We start from the raw sequence: 16,534 nt of genomic DNA, 5'->3' as shown, positions 1-16,534 counted from the left end.
CGACCAGCGACGGCCGCGCGTGCGACGTAGTCGGTGACAACCAGCACGGTGACAACGGAAAGTGGGCGGTCGGCAGTGTCTAGCCAAGTGACCGGAATAGCTCCAGAAGACGGTTCGTCGGGAGAGTTCGGGGCCAACGAATGGCTCGTAGACGAGATGTACGAGAGGTACATCGACGACAAGAACTCGGTAGACCCGTCGTGGTGGCCGATTCTCGAGAACTATCGCCCCTCCGAGTCGTCGGAGGCCGACGCCGAGTCCACGGGAGAGCGCGCTGAAGCGTCTGCCGAGGCGACGACAGCCGAGCCGCAGATCCCCACCGAACTGACGACCGAGCCCGAGGCCGCGGCACCGACTCCCGCCCCCGAACCGACTCCGTCGAAGGAGTCGACCCCGACCGGCACGCAGCCGGTCGCGCGCACGACCTCGATTCAGGCGCGGCCGCAGCCCATCCCCGCCGACGCCCCCTCCGCTCCGAAGGCGCCGAAGAAGAAGCCGGCCGAACCCGAGGCCGCCCCGGCGGACGAGAACGTCGTGCAGGCCCTCAAGGGCATGGCCAAGAGCCTCGCCTCCAACATGGACGCGAGCCTGAGCGTTCCGACCGCGACGAGCGTGCGCACGATCCCCGCGAAGCTCATGATCGACAACCGCATCGTCATCAACAACCACCTCAAGCGAGCGCGCGGCGGCAAGATCTCGTTCACTCACCTCATCGGCTGGGCGATCGTGCAGACGATCAAAGAGTTCCCGAGCCAGAACGTCTACTACGACGAGGTCGACAGCAAGCCCTCGGTCGTGACTCCCGCCCACGTCAACCTCGGGCTCGCGATCGACATGCCCAAGCCCGACGGTTCGCGCGCGCTCCTCGTGCCGGGCATCAAGAACACCGAGACCATGAGCTTCGGAGATTTCATCTCCGAATACGAAGCCCTCGTGCGCAAAGCTCGGGGCAACAAGCTCACGGCGGGCGACTTCGCGGGAACCACGATCTCCCTCACCAACCCCGGCGGAATCGGAACCGAGCACTCGGTCCCGAGGCTCATGAAGGGCCAGGGCTGCATCGTCGGTGCGGGCGCGCTCGAGTACCCCGCGGAGTTCCAGGGGATGTCGCAGACGACCCTCGCCGATCTCGGTGTCGGCAAGACCATCACCCTCACCTCGACCTACGATCACCGCGTCATCCAGGGTGCGGGCTCGGGCGAGTTCCTCAAGCGCGTGCACGAGCTGCTCATCGGGCAGCGCGGGTTCTACGAGGCGATCTTCTCCGACCTGCGGATCCCCTACGACCCCATCCACTGGGCCTCCGACATCCACGTCGACCTCGCGAATCAGGTGAGCAAGACGGCTCGCGTTCAGGAGCTCATCAACTCGTTTCGCGTGCGCGGCCACCTCATGGCCGACATCGACCCCCTCGAGTACCGCCAGCGATCGCACCCCGACCTCGACATCTCGAGCCACGGCCTGACCTTCTGGGACCTCGACCGCGAGTTCGTCACGGGCGGGTTCGGCGGCAAGCGCTCCGCGCTCCTGCGCGACATCCTCGGGGTGCTCCGCGACGCCTACTGCCGCACCATCGGCATCGAGTACATGCACATCCAAGACCCTGTGCAGCGCAAGTGGATCCAGGACCACATCGAGACGCCGTACTCGAAACCGACCCACGACGCGCAGATGCGGGTTCTCGGCAAACTCAACGAGGCCGAGGCCTTCGAGACCTTCCTGCAGACGAAGTACGTCGGCCAGAAGCGGTTCAGCCTCGAGGGCGGCGAGTCGACGATCGCCCTGCTCGACGCCATCCTCCAGGGGGCGGCCGAGACGGGTCTCGACGAGGTCGCCATCGGGATGGCCCACCGCGGTCGCTTGAACGTGCTCACGAACATCGCGGGCAAGACCTACGCCCAGATCTTCCGCGAGTTCGAGGGGACTCAAGACCCCCGCACCGTGCAGGGCTCCGGCGACGTCAAGTACCACCTCGGCACCGAGGGCACCTTCACGGGCGCCACGGGCGATCAGATCCCGGTGTACCTCGCCGCGAACCCCTCGCACCTCGAAGCGGTCGACGGCGTGCTCGAGGGCATCGTGCGGGCGAAGCAGGACCGCGGACCCGTCGGCTCGTTCGGAACTCTTCCGATCATGGTGCACGGAGACGCCGCCATGGCGGGCCAGGGCATCGTCGTCGAGATCCTGCAGATGTCGCAGCTCCGCGGCTACCGCACCGGGGGAACGATCCACCTCGTCGTCAACAACCAGGTCGGATTCACGACCCCTCCCGGAGAAGCGCGCACCTCCATCTACTCGACGGATGTCGCCAAGACGATCCAGGCCCCGATCTTCCACGTGAACGGCGACGACCCCGAGGCCGTCGTGCGCGTCGCCGAACTCGCGTTCGCCTACCGTCAGGAGTTCCACCGCGACGTCGTCATCGACCTCGTCTGCTACCGCCGCCGCGGACACAACGAGGGTGACGACCCCTCGATGACCCAGCCGCTCATGTACAGCCTCATCGAGGCGAAGCGCTCGGTGCGGACCCTCTACGCCGAGGCTCTCGTCGGTCGCGGCGACATCACCCAGGAGGAGTACGAGGGGGCCCACGCCGACTTCCAAGACCGGCTCGAGCGGGCTTTCGCCGAAACCCACGCGGCCCAGACCGGGTCGATGCCGATCCCCGTGCAAGACCCCGACGCGGTCGCGGACCTCGAGCGCCCCGAGTCCCAGAAAGACGAGCAGCACGACAATTCGGGAGAGCCGGCGACGACAGCGGTCGACGAATCCGTCATCTCCCTCATCGGTGACGCGTTCGACAACCCGCCCGAGGGCTTCACGGTGCACCCGAAGATCCAGGCGCTGCTCAAGAAGCGCGTCGACATGAGCCGCAACGGCGGTGTCGACTGGGGGTTCGGTGAACTCCTCGCTCTCGGGTCTCTGCTCGTCGAGGGCACCCCCGTGCGCATGGCGGGTCAAGACACCCGGCGCGGCACCTTCGTGCAGCGTCACGCGGTCTTGCACGACCGCCAGAACGGCCAGGAGTGGCTGCCGCTCGCGAACCTCAGCGAGAACCAGGCTCGATTCTGGATCTACGACTCGCTCTTGAGCGAGTACGCCGCGATGGGGTTCGAGTACGGCTACTCGGTCGAGCGCGCAGACGCTCTCGTGCTGTGGGAGGCGCAGTTCGGCGACTTCGGAAACGGAGCCCAGACGGTCATCGACGAGTTCATCTCGAGCGCCGAGCAGAAGTGGGGTCAGCGCTCGAGCGTCGTGCTCTTGCTGCCGCACGGCTACGAGGGCCAGGGGCCCGACCACTCGTCGGCCCGCATCGAGCGCTATCTGCAGTTGTGCGCCGAGAACAACATGACCGTCGCTCGGCCGTCGACCCCCGCGTCGTACTTCCACCTGTTGCGCCGCCAGGCGTACGCGCGCCCGAGGCGCCCCCTCGTCGTGTTCACCCCGAAGGCGATGCTGCGGCTCCGCGGAGCGACGAGCGCGGTCTCCGACTTCACGACGGGCAGATTCGAGCCCGTGATCGACGACCCGCGTCCGATCGACAAGGCGGCCGTCAAGCGCGTCGTGCTCCACTCGGGGAAGATCCACTACGACCTCCTCGCCGAGGCCGACAAGCGGGGCATCGACGACATCGCGCTCGTGAGGGTCGAGCAGTACTACCCGCTTCCCCTCCGCGAGCTCTCGACGGTTCTCGCGAAGTACTCGGGCGCCGAACTGCTGTGGGCGCAAGAGGAGCCGGAGAATCAGGGTGCGTGGCCGTTCGTGAGCCTCGAGCTCGCGCGTCGCCTCAAGTCGACGTCGATGAAGGTCGCGTCGCGCCCGGCATCCGCCTCACCCGCGACGGGTTCCACGAAGCGGAGTGCGGCAGAGCAGGCCGACCTCATCGACCGCGCCCTCACGCTCGACTAGCGACAAACGAAAGACGAGCCGGTCCCCTCGGGGACCGGCTCGTCGTCGTTGTCAGTGATCGTCGTTGTCAGTGATCGTCGTTGTCAGTGATCGTCGCTGTCAGAGATCGTCGTTGTGGGCGCTCGGCGCTTACGCCGTCAGTGCGACTGCATCTCCCGCAGACGGGCGAGAACTTGATCGCGGAGCACTTCGGGTGCGGTCTCCTTGCACGCGCGCTGCACCGCTTGCGTGAGAACGAGACCCACGCGGCGCTCGTCGTCGCAGTCGACACAGCTCGCGAGGTGCTCGGCGATGTCGGCAGCCTCGTCGGACTTCAGCTCGTTGTGCAGATATTCTTCGAGCTCTGATTTGGCTTTGTCGCAGCCGCAGTCAGTCATGTCGTCGATCCTTTCGCAGAAGCTTCGGCCCGCGCCTTAGTGCGCTTGCCCGCCGAGGGCGCGGGCACGGTCATGCCCCGCTCGTCGGCGTAATCGGTGAGGAGACCGCGGAGCAAGCGCCTGCCTCGGTGCAGGCGGCTCATGACGGTCCCGACGGGGGTCTTCATGATGTCGGCGATCTCCTGGTAGGAGAAGCCTTCGACGTCGGCGAAATACACCGCGAGACGGAAATCCTCGGGGATCGACTGGAGCGCGTCTTTGACCGCGCTGTCGGGCAAGTGGTCGATCGCTTCAGCTTCGGCCGAACGCGCCGCCCTCCCCTGCGTCATCGACTCGGCGCTCCCGATCTGCCAGTCCTCGAGCTCGTCGAGGGTGCCCTGGTAGGGGTCGCGCTGCTTCTTGCGGTAGGTGTTGATGAACGTGTTCGTGAGGATGCGGTAGAGCCACGCCTTGAGGTTCGTGCCCTGCTGATACTGGCCGAAGGCCGCGAACGCCTTGACGAAGGTCTCCTGCACCAGATCGGATGCGTCGGCGGGGTTGCGGGTCATCCGGAGGGCGGCACCGTAGAGCTGATCCATATACGGGATGGCCTGGCTCTCGAAGAGATCGCGTTTCTCGCTCGCGGCCGCCGCCTCACTCGCCGCGTCGACGGCGTCGGGTCCGGCAGGGGTGCTCTCAGGAGTGCTCATCGACACCGAGTCTAGTTCGCGGCTCGACGGGCAGCGGCGGGCTCGCACCGGTCGTGCGGGGGTGAGGAGGGTCACGCGTGCTCCGATCCGTTCGTCGTTTCTCGATACCCTGTAACCGATGCAGGTATTCAGGTATTCCGGGCCGGAGTTCAGCCCCTACGACGATGCGAGCGAGTCGAGCGATCACGAGCCCGGGCCCTGGCCCGCGCCCGAGGCGACGCGCCCGCTCTCCGCGACGATCTCGCTCCCCGGTTCGAAGTCGCTGACCAACCGCGAACTCGTGCTCTCGGCTCTCGCCGACGCGCCGTCGACGCTCCTCTCCCCGCTGCGGTCGCGCGATTCCGCCCTCATGATCTCGGCGCTGCGGTCGCTCGGAACCTCGATCACCGAGGTCGGTGAGGGCGAGTACGGCCCCGACCTCGAGATCGTGCCCGGCGAGCTCGCCGGGGGAACCTCGATCGATTGCGGTCTCGCGGGAACGGTCATGAGGTTCATCCCCCCGCTCGCGACCCTCGCTCTCGGACCGGTGTCGTTCGACGGCGACGAGGCGGCGAGGCGGCGCCCGATGCGGGCGACGGTCGACTCGCTGCGCGCACTCGGAGTGGATGTCTCGGACGACGGCCGCGGTTCCCTCCCGTTCAGCCTCTACGGCACGGGCGAAGTCGAGGGCGGGGAGCTGAGCATCGACGCGTCGGCGTCGAGCCAGTTCGTCTCGGGACTGCTCCTGAGCGCTCCGCGATTCCGACGAGGGCTCACGCTCACCCACACGGGAGACGTTCTCCCGAGCCTCCCCCACATCGACATGACCATCGCCGCTCTGCGGGCTCGCGGTGTCGCGGCGCACTCGCCCCAACCGGGAACCTGGGTCGTCGAACCCGGACCGATCTCGGGGCTCGAGCGGCGCATCGAACCCGACCTCTCGAACGCGGCCCCGTTCCTGATCTCCGCGATCGTCGCCGGCGGAAGCGTGACGATCACCGATTGGCCCACCGAGACGACCCAGGTCGGCGCCGAACTCGAGAGACTGCTGCCGCTGTGGGGCGCGACGGTGTCCCGCGGGGACTCGGCGGGAACGAGCTCCTCGCTGCGTGTCGATGGTGGCGTCGGGGTCGTCGGCGGCGCGACCCTGCCCGGTGTCGACCTCGATCTGAGCATCGGCGGCGAGCTCGCTCCCGCGATCGTGGCGCTGTGTGCGCTCGCATCCGGCCCGAGTCGCATCACGGGAATCGCCCACCTCCGCGGGCACGAGACCGACAGGCTCGCGGCTCTCGCGAGCGAGATCGGCGCCCTCGGCGGCTCGGTCACCGAACTGCCCGACGGCCTCGCGATCGTTCCGGCCCCCCTCGTCGGCGCTCCGTGGCGCGCGTGGGATGACCATCGGATGGCGCACGCCGGCGCCGTGCTCGGACTCGCGGTTCCCGGCATCCTCATCGACGACATCCACTCGACCTCGAAGACGATGCCCGAGTTCGCCGACCTCTGGATGCGCGTCGTCACGGGTATCGAGACCGTGACGGCCGACCCGATCCTGCTGTTCTGATCCCGACGAGTAGACCCCGCAGATGAGCTGGCTTCCCCCCGACGACGAGAGCGACGACGAGCCCTACGCCGACTACGAGGCGCGGGCGCGCCCCAACCCCAAGGGCAACAGGGCGCGCACGAAGATCCGCCCCGAGCACAAAGACGCGGTCACGGGCCGCGTGCTCACGGTCGACCGCGGTCGGTACAGCGTGCTCGTGGGCGAGGGGACCGACGACGAACACGAGGCGATCGCGTCGCGCGCGAGCGAGCTGCGCAAGAACGCCGTCGTCACGGGCGACCGTGTCGACCTCGTGGGCGACACGAGCGGCGTCGACGGGAGCCTCTCGCGCATCGTGCGCATCCAGGAGCGCTCGACCCTCTTGCGTCGCAGTGCCGACGACTCCGACGAGGTCGAGCGCATCATCGTGGCGAACGCCGACCAGATGCTCATCGTCGTCGCCGCGGCGAACCCCGAACCGCGCCCGCGACTCGTCGACCGCTACCTCGTGGCGGCGTTCGACGCGGGGATCACGCCCATCCTGTGCATTACGAAGACCGACCTGCGCGACCCGACAGACTTCCTCGCGAACTTCGTGGGTCTCGACATCATCGTCGTGCAGAGCGCTGAGAACCAGTGGCCGCTCGAGGTGCTCCGTGGGCTCCTGAGCGGGCACTCCACGGTCGCGGTCGGGCACTCCGGTGTCGGCAAGTCGACGCTCGTCAATGCGCTCGTTCCCGACGCCCACCGCGCCATCGGTCGCGTCAACACGGTCACCGGGCGCGGCCGGCACACGTCGTCGTCGACGATCTCGCTGCGTGTCGGCGACGGGTGGATCATCGACACCCCGGGGGTGCGCAGTTTCGGCCTCGGGCACATCAACCCCGACAACATCCTCGGGTCGTTCACCGATCTCGCGACCGTCGCGCTGCAGTGCCCCCGCGGATGCACGCACCTACCCGGTTCGCCCGATTGCGCGATCATCGAGGCTGCCGAAGCCGGCGAACTCGGCGACATCGGTCGCTTGCGGCTCGACTCCCTGCAACGACTTCTCGGCACCCTCGCCTAGGGGATCCGTCGGCACCGCGACCGGACCGGGTCGCATCGGCGGGGCGATAGCCTGAACGAGTGACCGAGCCCTCCCTGAGATCCGACCTCCAGCTCGCCCGCGAACTCGCCGACATGGCCGACTCGATCTCTTCGGAGAGGTTTCGCGCCAACGACCTGCTCGTGACGATGAAGCCAGACATGACCCACGTGACCGACGCCGACAAGGCCGTCGAAGCGGCCATCCGCGGTGGTCTCGCCGACTCTCGGCCCACCGACGGCATCCTCGGTGAGGAGTTCGGTGTCGAAGCCGGGACCGGCTCGGGCGTCAAGCGGGAGTGGATCATCGACCCGATCGACGGCACCGCCAACTACGTTCGCGGAGTGCCGGTGTGGGCCACCCTGATCTCCCTCGCGATCGATGATGTCCCCGTCGTCGGTGTGGTGAGCGCTCCCGCTCTCGGACAGCGCTGGTGGGCGGCGCGCGGGCACGGAGCCTGGACGAGCGAGAAGGTCTCCGTGAGCGAGACGCGCGAACGACGCATCTTCGTCTCCGGCGTGACCGAGCTCGCGGACGCCTCGCTGACCTACAACAGCCTCAAGGGCTGGGACGAGCACGGCCGCTTGAGCTCGCTCGTCACCCTCTCTCGCGAGGTGTGGCGCACGCGGGCCTACGGCGACATGTGGTCGTACATGATGGTCGCGGAGGGTCTCGTCGACATCGCGGGAGAGTTCGACCTCCAGCCCTACGACATGGCCGCGCTCATCCCCATCGTCGAGGAGGCGGGCGGTGCCTTCACGTCGGCGACGGGCTCGCCCGGCCCCTGGCACGGTTCTGCTCTCGCAACGAACGGTGTGCTGCACGACGCCGTGCTCGAGGTGCTCGCGCGCGACTAGGCCGCGGCGGGGTCGGAGTCCGGGGCGCCTGGCGTGGCCTGCGTCTCGGCGCTCTCGAGCCGTCTCTTGCGCAAGTCGAGCAGGGCGAACACGAGGGCTACGACGACGAGCCCGAGCGACACGAGAAGCCCGTTGCGGAAGCCGTCGTGATAGACCTCGATCGCGGCGAGCTGGCCGGTCTCCCGGTAGAGGGTCGCGAAGAAGGTGGATGACGCCGCGGCGACCCCGACGGCGGTACCGACGCGCTGCCCCACTTGGGCCATCGATCCCGCCACTCCCCCCTCGGCCACGGGAACACGCGCGAGCGTGAGCGTCTGGTTGGGCGAGATGACAAAGCCACCCCCCGCCCCCGCGACCGTCATCGCGGCCGCCATGTACCAGGGCGAGAGCTCGGGCGGCAGATAGACGGCGGCCACCCCGACGAGGGCGAAACCGATGATGACGCTCACGAGGCCCGCGACCACGAGCAATCGGCCGTACTTCTCGACGAGCCGCCCGCCGAGCCACGAGGTCACGGCGGATGCCAGGGCGAACGTGATGCTCACCATGCCGGCGTAGACCGGCTCGAGCCCGAGCCCCTGCTGCAGGTAGAGCGTCGAGAGCAGGAACAGGGCGGGGAGAGCACCGAAGTAGGCGGTCGCCACGAGCAGACCGTTGCGATAGGAGCTGTCGCGGAAGAGCGAGAACCGCACGACGGGCGACTTGCCGTTGCGCTGGTAGCGGCGTTCCCACCACACGAAGGCCGCGAGGGCGACGACGAACAGCGCGAGGAAGGCCCAGCGCCGCGGGTCGTCGTCGGGGCCGCCGGTCGTGAGCACGAAGGGGAGCATGAGGCTCAGGGTCGCGATGCCGAGGAGCACGATGCCGACGAGGTCGAGTTCGGTGCGCGCATCCGCAGATCTGACGTGCTTGGGCAAGAGCCGGATGGCGAAGAAGAGGGCGATGACGCCGAGGGGTACGTTCATCCAGAACAGCAGGCGCCAGCCGTCTGTCGGCCCCCCGATCGCGATGAGCAACCCGCCGAGGGTCGGCCCGAGCGCGGTCGAGATGCCGATCGTCGCGCCGAAGACGCCGAAGGCGCGGCCGCGCTCCGCCCCCTGGAACATCTGCTGCAGGAGCCCGAGCACCTGGGGCATCTGGATGCCCGCGGCGACGCCCTGGAGCACGCGCGCGATGAGCAGGAAGGTGATGTTCGGTGCGAGCGCGCAGAGGATGCTCGAGACGGTGAAGAGGGTGAGCCCGATGACGAACATGACCTTGCGGGAGTGGATGTCGCCGAGCCGCCCCGCGGGCACGAGCGCGAGCCCGAATGCGAGGGCGTAGCCCGCGACGATGATCTGCAGCTCGCTCGGCCCCGCGCCGAGGGACTCCTCGATCGACGGCAATCCGACGTTGACCTTCGAGAGGTCGAGGATCGTGAGGGCCGCGACACCGACGCACACGGCGAAAACCTGCCAGCGGGTGCGGTCGGACATGGGCGCAGGGGAAGAGGGAGAAGTATTCATGGGGAGTGATTCAGTTATATACCCGCGGGAAGAGAGCGGGCTCCGCCCTAGCCGTCGGTGGCGGGGAGGTCGAGCGGCAGCTCGCGCGACGCATCCCACGGTTCGGTCCAGCCGAGCCGGTCGAAGATGCCGTCGAGGAGCATCGCGGTGAAGCCCCAGACGAGATGCTCCCCCGTGCCGCCCGCGGCGTCGTCGACGAGGAATCCGGGGTCGCGTCTCTCCGTGCCGAACCGGCGCACGACCGTGACACCCCGATGGGCGGGGTCGAGGAGGTCGGCGACGGGAGCGCGGAACACCGCGGCCGACTCCCTCTCGTCGACCGCGCGAACGGGAGCGGGGTGACTCCACCACGCGAGCACGGGCGTCACGAGGTGATTCGAGAATGCGAGCGGCACGGTCGAGAGGGTTCCGAGCACGTCGACCCCGTCGGGGTCGAGACCCGTCTCCTCGCGCGCCTCCCGGAGCGCCGCATCGACGGGTCCCGCGTCTCCGGGGTCGATGCGCCCGCCGGGAAAGGCCACCTGGCCCGGGTGTGCGCGCAGGGTCGACGCTCGCGCGAGCAACAGCACGTCGAGGTCGCGCGACACGGCGCGGTCCCGCGCGCGGCGATCGCTCGGGAGTGAATCGAGCACCCCGAACAGTATGAGCACCGCGGCAGCACGCGACCCGTCTGCGACGGGTGCGTCCGACAGGCCGGCGAACTCCGTGGCACGGGAGGCGTCGCGCTCGAGAACGGCTCGCAGTTCGGCGCGCGCGTCGAGGGGAGCGTCGGCGGCAGACATCCGTTCAGGCTACGCCTCTCGTGTGCGACGCCGGCGCGGATCAGATGGTGAGCGTGATGCCCGAGAGCACGAAGCACAGCGCGACGAGCCCGAGGGCGATCGAGGCGACCCACACCGGCGCACCGCGGGCGCCCGACCGCAGCGCGAGAACGAGGGCCGTGATGGCCGAAGCGACCCACAACACGGCCGTGACCGCGAAGACCATGAGCGGTCCGAGCAGACCGATGCGATTGCCCCCCTCGAGGGTCACGAGCCCCGTGAGCCACCACGCCGTGATGAGCGCGAGAGGCACGAGGGCGACGACCCCGAATACGAGCGACGTGAATCGGCGAGACGTGGCGGCAGAGTCAGGGGTGGTCACTCCGATGACGCTACCAAAGTCGAGAGAGTCTCGACGGTGGGAGAGACTCGCACAGCGCGTGATGCCGACCGATGGTGGAGATGGGGGGAATTGAACCCCCGTCCACTGCTGTGGTCATGTGCCTTCTACGGGTGTAGCCGGTGAAGACGTTCTACTCGGCTCCGGGATTTACCACAGGCAGTTACCCCGACGAGCCCAGCCCCAGTGCAAGTCCCGCTGTGCCCGGAGGCGCAACACAGCAGCAATCTCTCTAGATAGCGCCGGAACCCGGGTAGAGAGCATTCCCGGACCGACGGACTTCTTAGTGCGCTCGCTTAGGCAGCGAGGGCGAAGTCAGTGCGCTTTGAATTGGCACTTATTTTTTGCAAGGGACATTAACGAGTTGACCTTGCATTCTCGACCCGCTTCTCACAGTTGCGCAGGCAATGTCGAAACCGATCATCCCCATGGCGACTTCCCACCCCGACTGTCGTCGGTGCGGAGGAAGTGGTGGCATCACGCGCTGTGGAGTTGTCAATCGATACTGCACTCGAGGTGCAGCCCTCTATCTTACGACGGATGCCCGGCACCCGCCAGCCTGCACGGCTCGGTCGCTAGTCGCCGAGCTCCCGCCGCGTGCCCATGGCCCGGTCGGCCTCGCGCTTGTCTTGACGCTCGCGGAGCGTCTGCCTCTTGTCGTATTCGCGCTTGCCCTTCGCGACCGCGATCTCGACCTTGGCCCGACCGTCGAGAAAGTAGATCGAGAGCGGCACGAGCGTGTAGCCACCCTCTTTGACCTTGTTGTGGATCTTGAGGATCTGCTGCTTGTGCAGCAGCAGCTTGCGTTTGCGCCGCGGCGGGTGGTTGTTCCACGTTCCCTGGTTGTATTCGGGGATGTGCACGGCGTCGAGCCACGCTTCGCCGAACTCCACGTAGGCGTAGCCGTCGACGAGCGACGCCCGGCCCGCGCGCAACGACTTGACCTCGGTTCCCGTGAGCACGAGGCCCGCTTCGTAGGTGTCTTCGATGGCGTAGTCGTGTCGCGCCTTGCGGTTGGTAGCCACGACCTTCTGGCCACGTTCCTTGGGCATAACGCTCTCCTCGATCGCCGTCGTGACCGGTGTCGGCCCCGTGCTCGCCCGCGCGCATCGCAGACAGCCCACCAGTCTAGCCGGTGGGGGCTCCGATCAGACCTTGAGGTAGCGACTGATGGCGACGTTGGCCGACACCGCGGCGAGCAGGATGCCCGCGCCGAGCAGCACGGGCGCCACGAGAGCAGCCTCGTCCATGCCGACGAGCGCCGTCGTCGCCCCGACGGTCGACCCCAGGTAGTCCTGCACGAAGAAGCGCACGAGGGCGAAGACGGCTCCGGCGGCGAGGACCGACCCGATGAGCGCAGCGATGACACCCTCGAGGATGAACGGGGTCTGGATGAACCGGTTCGATGCCCCGACGAGCCTCATGATGCCGAGCTCCCGCCGCCTCGAGAACGCCGACAACCGGATGGTCGTCGCGATGAGCAACACCGCCGCGACGAGCATGAGGGCCGCGATGCCGATGGCCGTGAAGCTCGCGACGTTGAGCGCTGAGAAAATCGGGTCGAGGTAGGCCCGTTGGTCTTGCACCTCCTCCACTCCCGCGAAGCCGGAGAGGCTGTCGATGAGAACGTCGGATTGCGTCGGATCGTCGAGGTTGACCCAGAACGCCTCGTTCAAGAACTCGGGCGTCACGAAGTCGGCGAACTCGTTGTCGGCGAACTGCTCCTGGTAGCGCTCGAACGCCTGCTCGTGCGACTCGAACTCGTAGCGGTCGACGAGGGGCGCGAGGGTCGGCGAAGTGAGCTGCTCCTCGACGAGAGCCTTCTGGTCGTCGGTCGCTTCGGCGAGGCTGCAGTTGCCGATCTCGGATGACGACGTGCAGAAGTAGATGGCCACTTGGGCCCGGTCGTACCAGTAGCCCTTCATCTGACCGATCTGCGACTGCAGCAGGATGGCCGCGCCCACGAACGTGAGCGAGATGAAGGTCACGAGGATGACCGAGACGACCATCGAGATGTTGCGTCGGAGACCGTTCGCCACTTCCGACGCGATGAGACCGAGCCTCATGAGAGGGGGCCCCGCGTCACGATTGGTTGCGCGCTCGTGCGCGCGAGACCGTCGGTCGTGCCCCGCGCGGCCATCTGCGTGGGGATCGCCTGGGTCTGGTATCCACCGCCGCGTTCGTCACGCACGACCTGGCCAGACATGAGCTCGATCACACGGCGCTGCATCTGGTCGACGATGCCGGCCTCGTGGGTCGCCATGAGCACGGTCGTGCCACTCGTCGAGATGCGCTGCAGAAGCGCCATGATGCCCTGGCTCGTGGCGGGGTCGAGGTTTCCGGTCGGCTCGTCGGCGAGGAGGATCGCGGGCTTGTTGACGATCGCGCGGGCGATCGCGACGCGCTGCTGCTCACCACCGGAGAGCTCGTGCGGGAGCCTCGAGGCCTTGCCCGCGAGACCCACCATTTTGAGCACATCCGGAACAGCCTCCTGGATGAAGCCCTTGCTCTTGCCGATGACCTGCAGCGAGAACGCCACGTTGGCGAACACGGTCTTCTGCGGCAGCAGCCGGAAGTCTTGGAACACGACGCCGAGATTGCGCCGGAAGTAGGGCACCTTGCGGCTCGGCAGCCGCCCGAGCTCCTGCCCGAGCACGTGGATGCGCCCCTTGGTGGGGTTCTCCTCTTTGAGCACGAGGCGCAGGAAACTCGACTTGCCGGAGCCCGAGGCGCCCACGAGGAAGACGAATTCCCCCTTGAGGATCTCGAGGGTCACCGAGTTGAGGGCGGGCCTGGTTGTTCCCGCGTAGGACTTTGTTACCTGATCGAACCGAATCATGTCGCGTCGACTCTAGGTACGGTCACGCGATTCGGCGCGAGCGACAGGCCGTGTCGGCGCACTCCCGGTTTCGACCGGCCGCGAGCCCCGATCGTGGGGCGGGCTAGTCGACGTCGCGCTTGCGCCAGCGGATGCCGGCGTTGATGAAGCCGTCGAGGTCGCCGTCGAACACGTTCGAGGGGTTGTTGACCTCGTACTCCGTGCGCAGGTCTTTGACCATCTGGTAGGGCGCGAGCACGTAGGAGCGCATCTGGTCACCCCAGCTCGCGGTGATGTTTCCGGCGAGCTCCTTCTTCGCGGCGGCCTCCTGCTCGCGCTGCAGGATGAGCAGTCGGCTCTGCAGCACGCGCATCGCGGCGGCGCGGTTCTGGATCTGGCTCTTCTCGTTCTGCATTGACACGACGAGTCCGGTCGGGAGGTGGGTGAGGCGCACTGCGGAGTCGGTCGTGTTGACGGACTGACCGCCGGGGCCGCTCGAGCGGAACACGTCGACACGGATGTCGCTGTCGGGCACCTCGATCGCGCCCGCCTCCTCGATGAGCGGGATGACCTCGACGGCGGCGAAACTCGTCTGGCGCTTGCCGGCGGAGTTGAACGGGCTCATGCGCACGAGACGGTGGGTTCCGGCCTCGACGCTCAGGGTTCCGAAGGCGTATGGACCGTCGATCTCGAACGTCGTCGACTTGATGCCCGCCTCCTCGGCGTAGCTCGTGTCCATGACGGTCGTGGAGTAGTCGTGCTGTTCGGCCCAGCGGAGGTACATGCGCTGGAGCATCTCGGCGAAGTCGGCGGCATCCACTCCCCCGGCGCCCGCGCGGATGGTGACGACCGCGGGGTGGGCGTCCCACTCGCCGTTGAGGAGGGTCTGCACCTCAAGCTCCCCGAGCACGCGCTGGATGCTCGCGAGCTCGTCGGTCGCCTCCTTCTGGCTCTCGTCGTCTCCGGCCTCATTGGCCATCTCGACGAGCACCTCGAGGTCGTCGAGGCGCGACTCGATGCTGCGTATGCGTGCGAGGTCGGACTGCTTGTGGCTGAGCGCGCTCGTGACCTTCTGCGCCTTGTCGGTGTCGTCCCACAGGTCGGGGGCGCCGGCCGCGTCGCTCAGTTCGGAGATGTCGGCTTCGAGCCTCTCGATGTCGACGACGGCCTGGATCTCGACGAAGGTCGACCGCAGGGCCTGGATCTGGTCTGAAATATCGAGCTCGCTCATATCCAGGCCAGCCTACCCGCCGGCCGGAGCGGCCCCGCCGGTCCCTGACCTGTCGATGGGGCCCTCTCGCTCAGGCGTAGCATCGACAGGTCATGTCGAGCTCCGAGCACCCTTTCCGCTGGCGCTCCCTCGCACTCCCCGCCCTCCTCCCCACCCTGCTGTTCTCGATCGGCGAAGGCGCGATCCTGCCGATCATCCCGATCGTCGCCGACCGCCTCGGCGCCGACCTCGCGACCGCGGGGCTCGTCGCCTCGATGATCATGGTCGGGCACCTCATCGGCGACATCCCGAGCGGATGGCTCATCAGCAAGACCGGCGAGAGGCCCGCGATGATCGGGGCGGCGTTCGTGGCCGCGGTAGGACTCGGGCTCGCGATCGCGTCGACGTCGCCCTTCATGCTGGGCGCGAGCATCCTCGTGATCGGCATCGCCTCGGCCGTGTTCGCTCTCGCCCGCCACGCCTTCCTGACGAGCTTCGTGCCCCAGTCGTATCGGGCCAGAGCACTCTCGACGCTCGGCGGCACCTTCAGGCTCGGATACTTCGTGGGGCCGTTCCTCGCGGCCGGGGTCATCGCGATCACGGGGTCGACGACCGCCGTCTTCGGCCTGCACATCGTCGGGTGCGTCGCGGCTGCCGTGGTGCTCCTGCTGTTGCGCGACCCCGCGGCGAGTTTCGGCGCGAGCGCGGCGTCACGGTCGGCGCACGGCCCGAGCACGCCGGAGGGCGGGCAGCTCGTGGCGCAGGAAACGATCGGCCTCTTCCGCACGATGTGGGCCAGCCGTCGCATCCTCACGACTCTCGGGGTGGGCGCCGCGCTCATTGGCGCCATCCGGGCGAGCCGCGCCGTCATCCTGCCCCTGTGGGCGGTGAGCATCGGCATCGGCGACGCCAACACGGCGCTCATCATCGGCATCGCGGGCGCGATCGACTTCGCCCTCTTCTATGCGAGCGGCCAGATCATGGACCGCTTCGGCCGGCTCGCGAGCGCCCTCCCCTCGATGATCGGCCTCGGCCTCGGGCACCTCGCGCTGTCGTTCAGCCACGACCTGCCCGGCAACGTCGTGTGGTTCATCTCGGTCGCGATGTTCCTGTCGGTCGCGAACGGCATCGGCAGCGGCATTCTCATGACCCTCGGCGCCGACCTCGCCGACCCGCGCAACCCCGCGCCGTTCCTCGGCGCCTGGCGGTTCACGGCCGACCTCGGGGGCGCCGGCGCCCCCCTCCTCATCTCCGGTGTCACGGCGGCCGTGTCTCTCTCGCTCGCGACCGGGGTCATGGGCGTGCTCGCGCTCGCGGGCGCCGGCATCCTGCTGCGCTACATCCCCAAGTACGTGCCCCGCTCGAAGCTGTAGCGGTCGCGACGTTCCCGCGGTGCTGCCTC

Annotated in this window: 14 protein-coding genes and 1 other RNA gene; 5 read left to right on the top strand and 10 right to left on the bottom strand. The window is 67.9% G+C overall.

Translation table 11 applies throughout. The features are described from left to right. The first annotated feature begins 75 nt into the window (after positions 1 to 75). A complete protein-coding gene (locus tag ACLHIH_RS01760; protein ID WP_411314994.1) occupies positions 76 to 3,909 on the top strand; it encodes a multifunctional oxoglutarate decarboxylase/oxoglutarate dehydrogenase thiamine pyrophosphate-binding subunit/dihydrolipoyllysine-residue succinyltransferase subunit in 3,834 nt (1,277 codons plus the stop codon). A gap of 137 nt (positions 3,910 to 4,046) precedes the next feature. On the opposite strand, the gene ACLHIH_RS01755 is transcribed toward ACLHIH_RS01760, so the two are convergent. Beyond that, positions 4,047 to 4,286 (bottom strand): zf-HC2 domain-containing protein, encoded by a 240-nt coding sequence (locus ACLHIH_RS01755; protein WP_411314993.1) that lies wholly within the window; start codon positions 4,284 to 4,286, stop codon positions 4,047 to 4,049. After that, the gene (locus ACLHIH_RS01750; protein ID WP_411314992.1) at positions 4,283 to 4,975 is read right to left on the bottom strand and encodes a sigma-70 family RNA polymerase sigma factor; all 693 of its coding nucleotides are present in this window, start codon (positions 4,973 to 4,975) and stop codon (positions 4,283 to 4,285) included. The genes ACLHIH_RS01755 and ACLHIH_RS01750 overlap by 4 nt, the downstream gene beginning before the upstream one ends. Before the next feature lie 118 nt (positions 4,976 to 5,093). On the opposite strand from ACLHIH_RS01750, the gene aroA reads away from it, so the two are divergent. From aroA to ACLHIH_RS01735, 3 genes are read left to right on the top strand one after another with little or no spacing between them, the layout of a single operon-like run. Then, entirely contained in the window at positions 5,094 to 6,515 is a 1,422-nt protein-coding gene (gene aroA / locus ACLHIH_RS01745; protein ID WP_411314991.1) for a 3-phosphoshikimate 1-carboxyvinyltransferase, read from the top strand. Positions 6,516 to 6,537: 22 nt separating this feature from the next. Next, the gene (gene rsgA, locus ACLHIH_RS01740) at positions 6,538 to 7,563 is read left to right on the top strand and encodes a ribosome small subunit-dependent GTPase A (protein WP_411314990.1); all 1,026 of its coding nucleotides are present in this window, start codon (positions 6,538 to 6,540) and stop codon (positions 7,561 to 7,563) included. Between the two features lie 59 nt (positions 7,564 to 7,622). Next, positions 7,623 to 8,438 (top strand): inositol monophosphatase family protein, encoded by an 816-nt coding sequence (locus tag ACLHIH_RS01735; RefSeq protein ID WP_411314989.1) that lies wholly within the window; start codon positions 7,623 to 7,625, stop codon positions 8,436 to 8,438. Here the strand turns inward: ACLHIH_RS01735 and ACLHIH_RS01730 are convergent. From ACLHIH_RS01730 to prfB, 8 genes are all read right to left on the bottom strand, one after another. After that, positions 8,435 to 9,913 carry an MFS transporter gene (locus tag ACLHIH_RS01730; RefSeq protein ID WP_411314988.1) on the bottom strand — a complete coding sequence of 493 codons (1,479 nt, stop codon included), beginning with the start codon at positions 9,911 to 9,913 and terminating at the stop codon, positions 8,435 to 8,437. The two genes, ACLHIH_RS01735 and ACLHIH_RS01730, sit on opposite strands and share 4 nt — an antisense overlap. 77 nt (positions 9,914 to 9,990) lie before the next feature. Beyond that, on the bottom strand, positions 9,991 to 10,725 hold the full coding sequence (locus tag ACLHIH_RS01725) for an NUDIX hydrolase (protein ID WP_411314987.1): 735 nt from the start codon (positions 10,723 to 10,725) through the stop codon (positions 9,991 to 9,993). Between the two features lie 40 nt (positions 10,726 to 10,765). Further along, positions 10,766 to 11,086, bottom strand: coding sequence for a hypothetical protein (locus tag ACLHIH_RS01720; RefSeq protein ID WP_411314986.1), 321 nt, complete (start codon positions 11,084 to 11,086; stop codon positions 10,766 to 10,768). Between the two features lie 72 nt (positions 11,087 to 11,158). Then, positions 11,159 to 11,532, bottom strand: a transfer-messenger RNA (tmRNA) gene (ssrA, locus tag ACLHIH_RS01715). 147 nt (positions 11,533 to 11,679) lie between these two features. Next, entirely contained in the window at positions 11,680 to 12,156 is a 477-nt protein-coding gene (gene smpB / locus ACLHIH_RS01710; protein WP_411314985.1) for an SsrA-binding protein SmpB, read from the bottom strand. Between the two features lie 96 nt (positions 12,157 to 12,252). Further along, complete coding sequence (gene ftsX, locus ACLHIH_RS01705; RefSeq protein ID WP_411314984.1) at positions 12,253 to 13,170, bottom strand: permease-like cell division protein FtsX; 918 nt, start codon at positions 13,168 to 13,170, stop codon at positions 12,253 to 12,255. Next, the gene (gene ftsE, locus ACLHIH_RS01700) at positions 13,167 to 13,943 is read right to left on the bottom strand and encodes a cell division ATP-binding protein FtsE (RefSeq protein ID WP_411314983.1); all 777 of its coding nucleotides are present in this window, start codon (positions 13,941 to 13,943) and stop codon (positions 13,167 to 13,169) included. The genes ftsX and ftsE overlap by 4 nt, the downstream gene beginning before the upstream one ends. A gap of 103 nt (positions 13,944 to 14,046) precedes the next feature. Beyond that, positions 14,047 to 15,153, bottom strand: a complete 1,107-nt coding sequence (gene prfB, locus ACLHIH_RS01695; RefSeq protein WP_411314982.1) for a peptide chain release factor 2 — start codon at positions 15,151 to 15,153, stop codon at positions 14,047 to 14,049. A gap of 92 nt (positions 15,154 to 15,245) precedes the next feature. Here prfB and ACLHIH_RS01690 point away from each other — a divergent pair, with 92 nt between their 5' ends. Then, positions 15,246 to 16,505 carry an MFS transporter gene (locus tag ACLHIH_RS01690; RefSeq protein WP_411314981.1) on the top strand — a complete coding sequence of 420 codons (1,260 nt, stop codon included), beginning with the start codon at positions 15,246 to 15,248 and terminating at the stop codon, positions 16,503 to 16,505. Positions 16,506 to 16,534: the final 29 nt, after the last annotated feature.

Source organism: Marisediminicola sp. LYQ134 (assembly GCF_046599635.1).
Classification (GTDB): domain Bacteria; phylum Actinomycetota; class Actinomycetes; order Actinomycetales; family Microbacteriaceae; genus Marisediminicola.
This window is presented reverse-complemented; position numbering and strand designations above follow the sequence as displayed.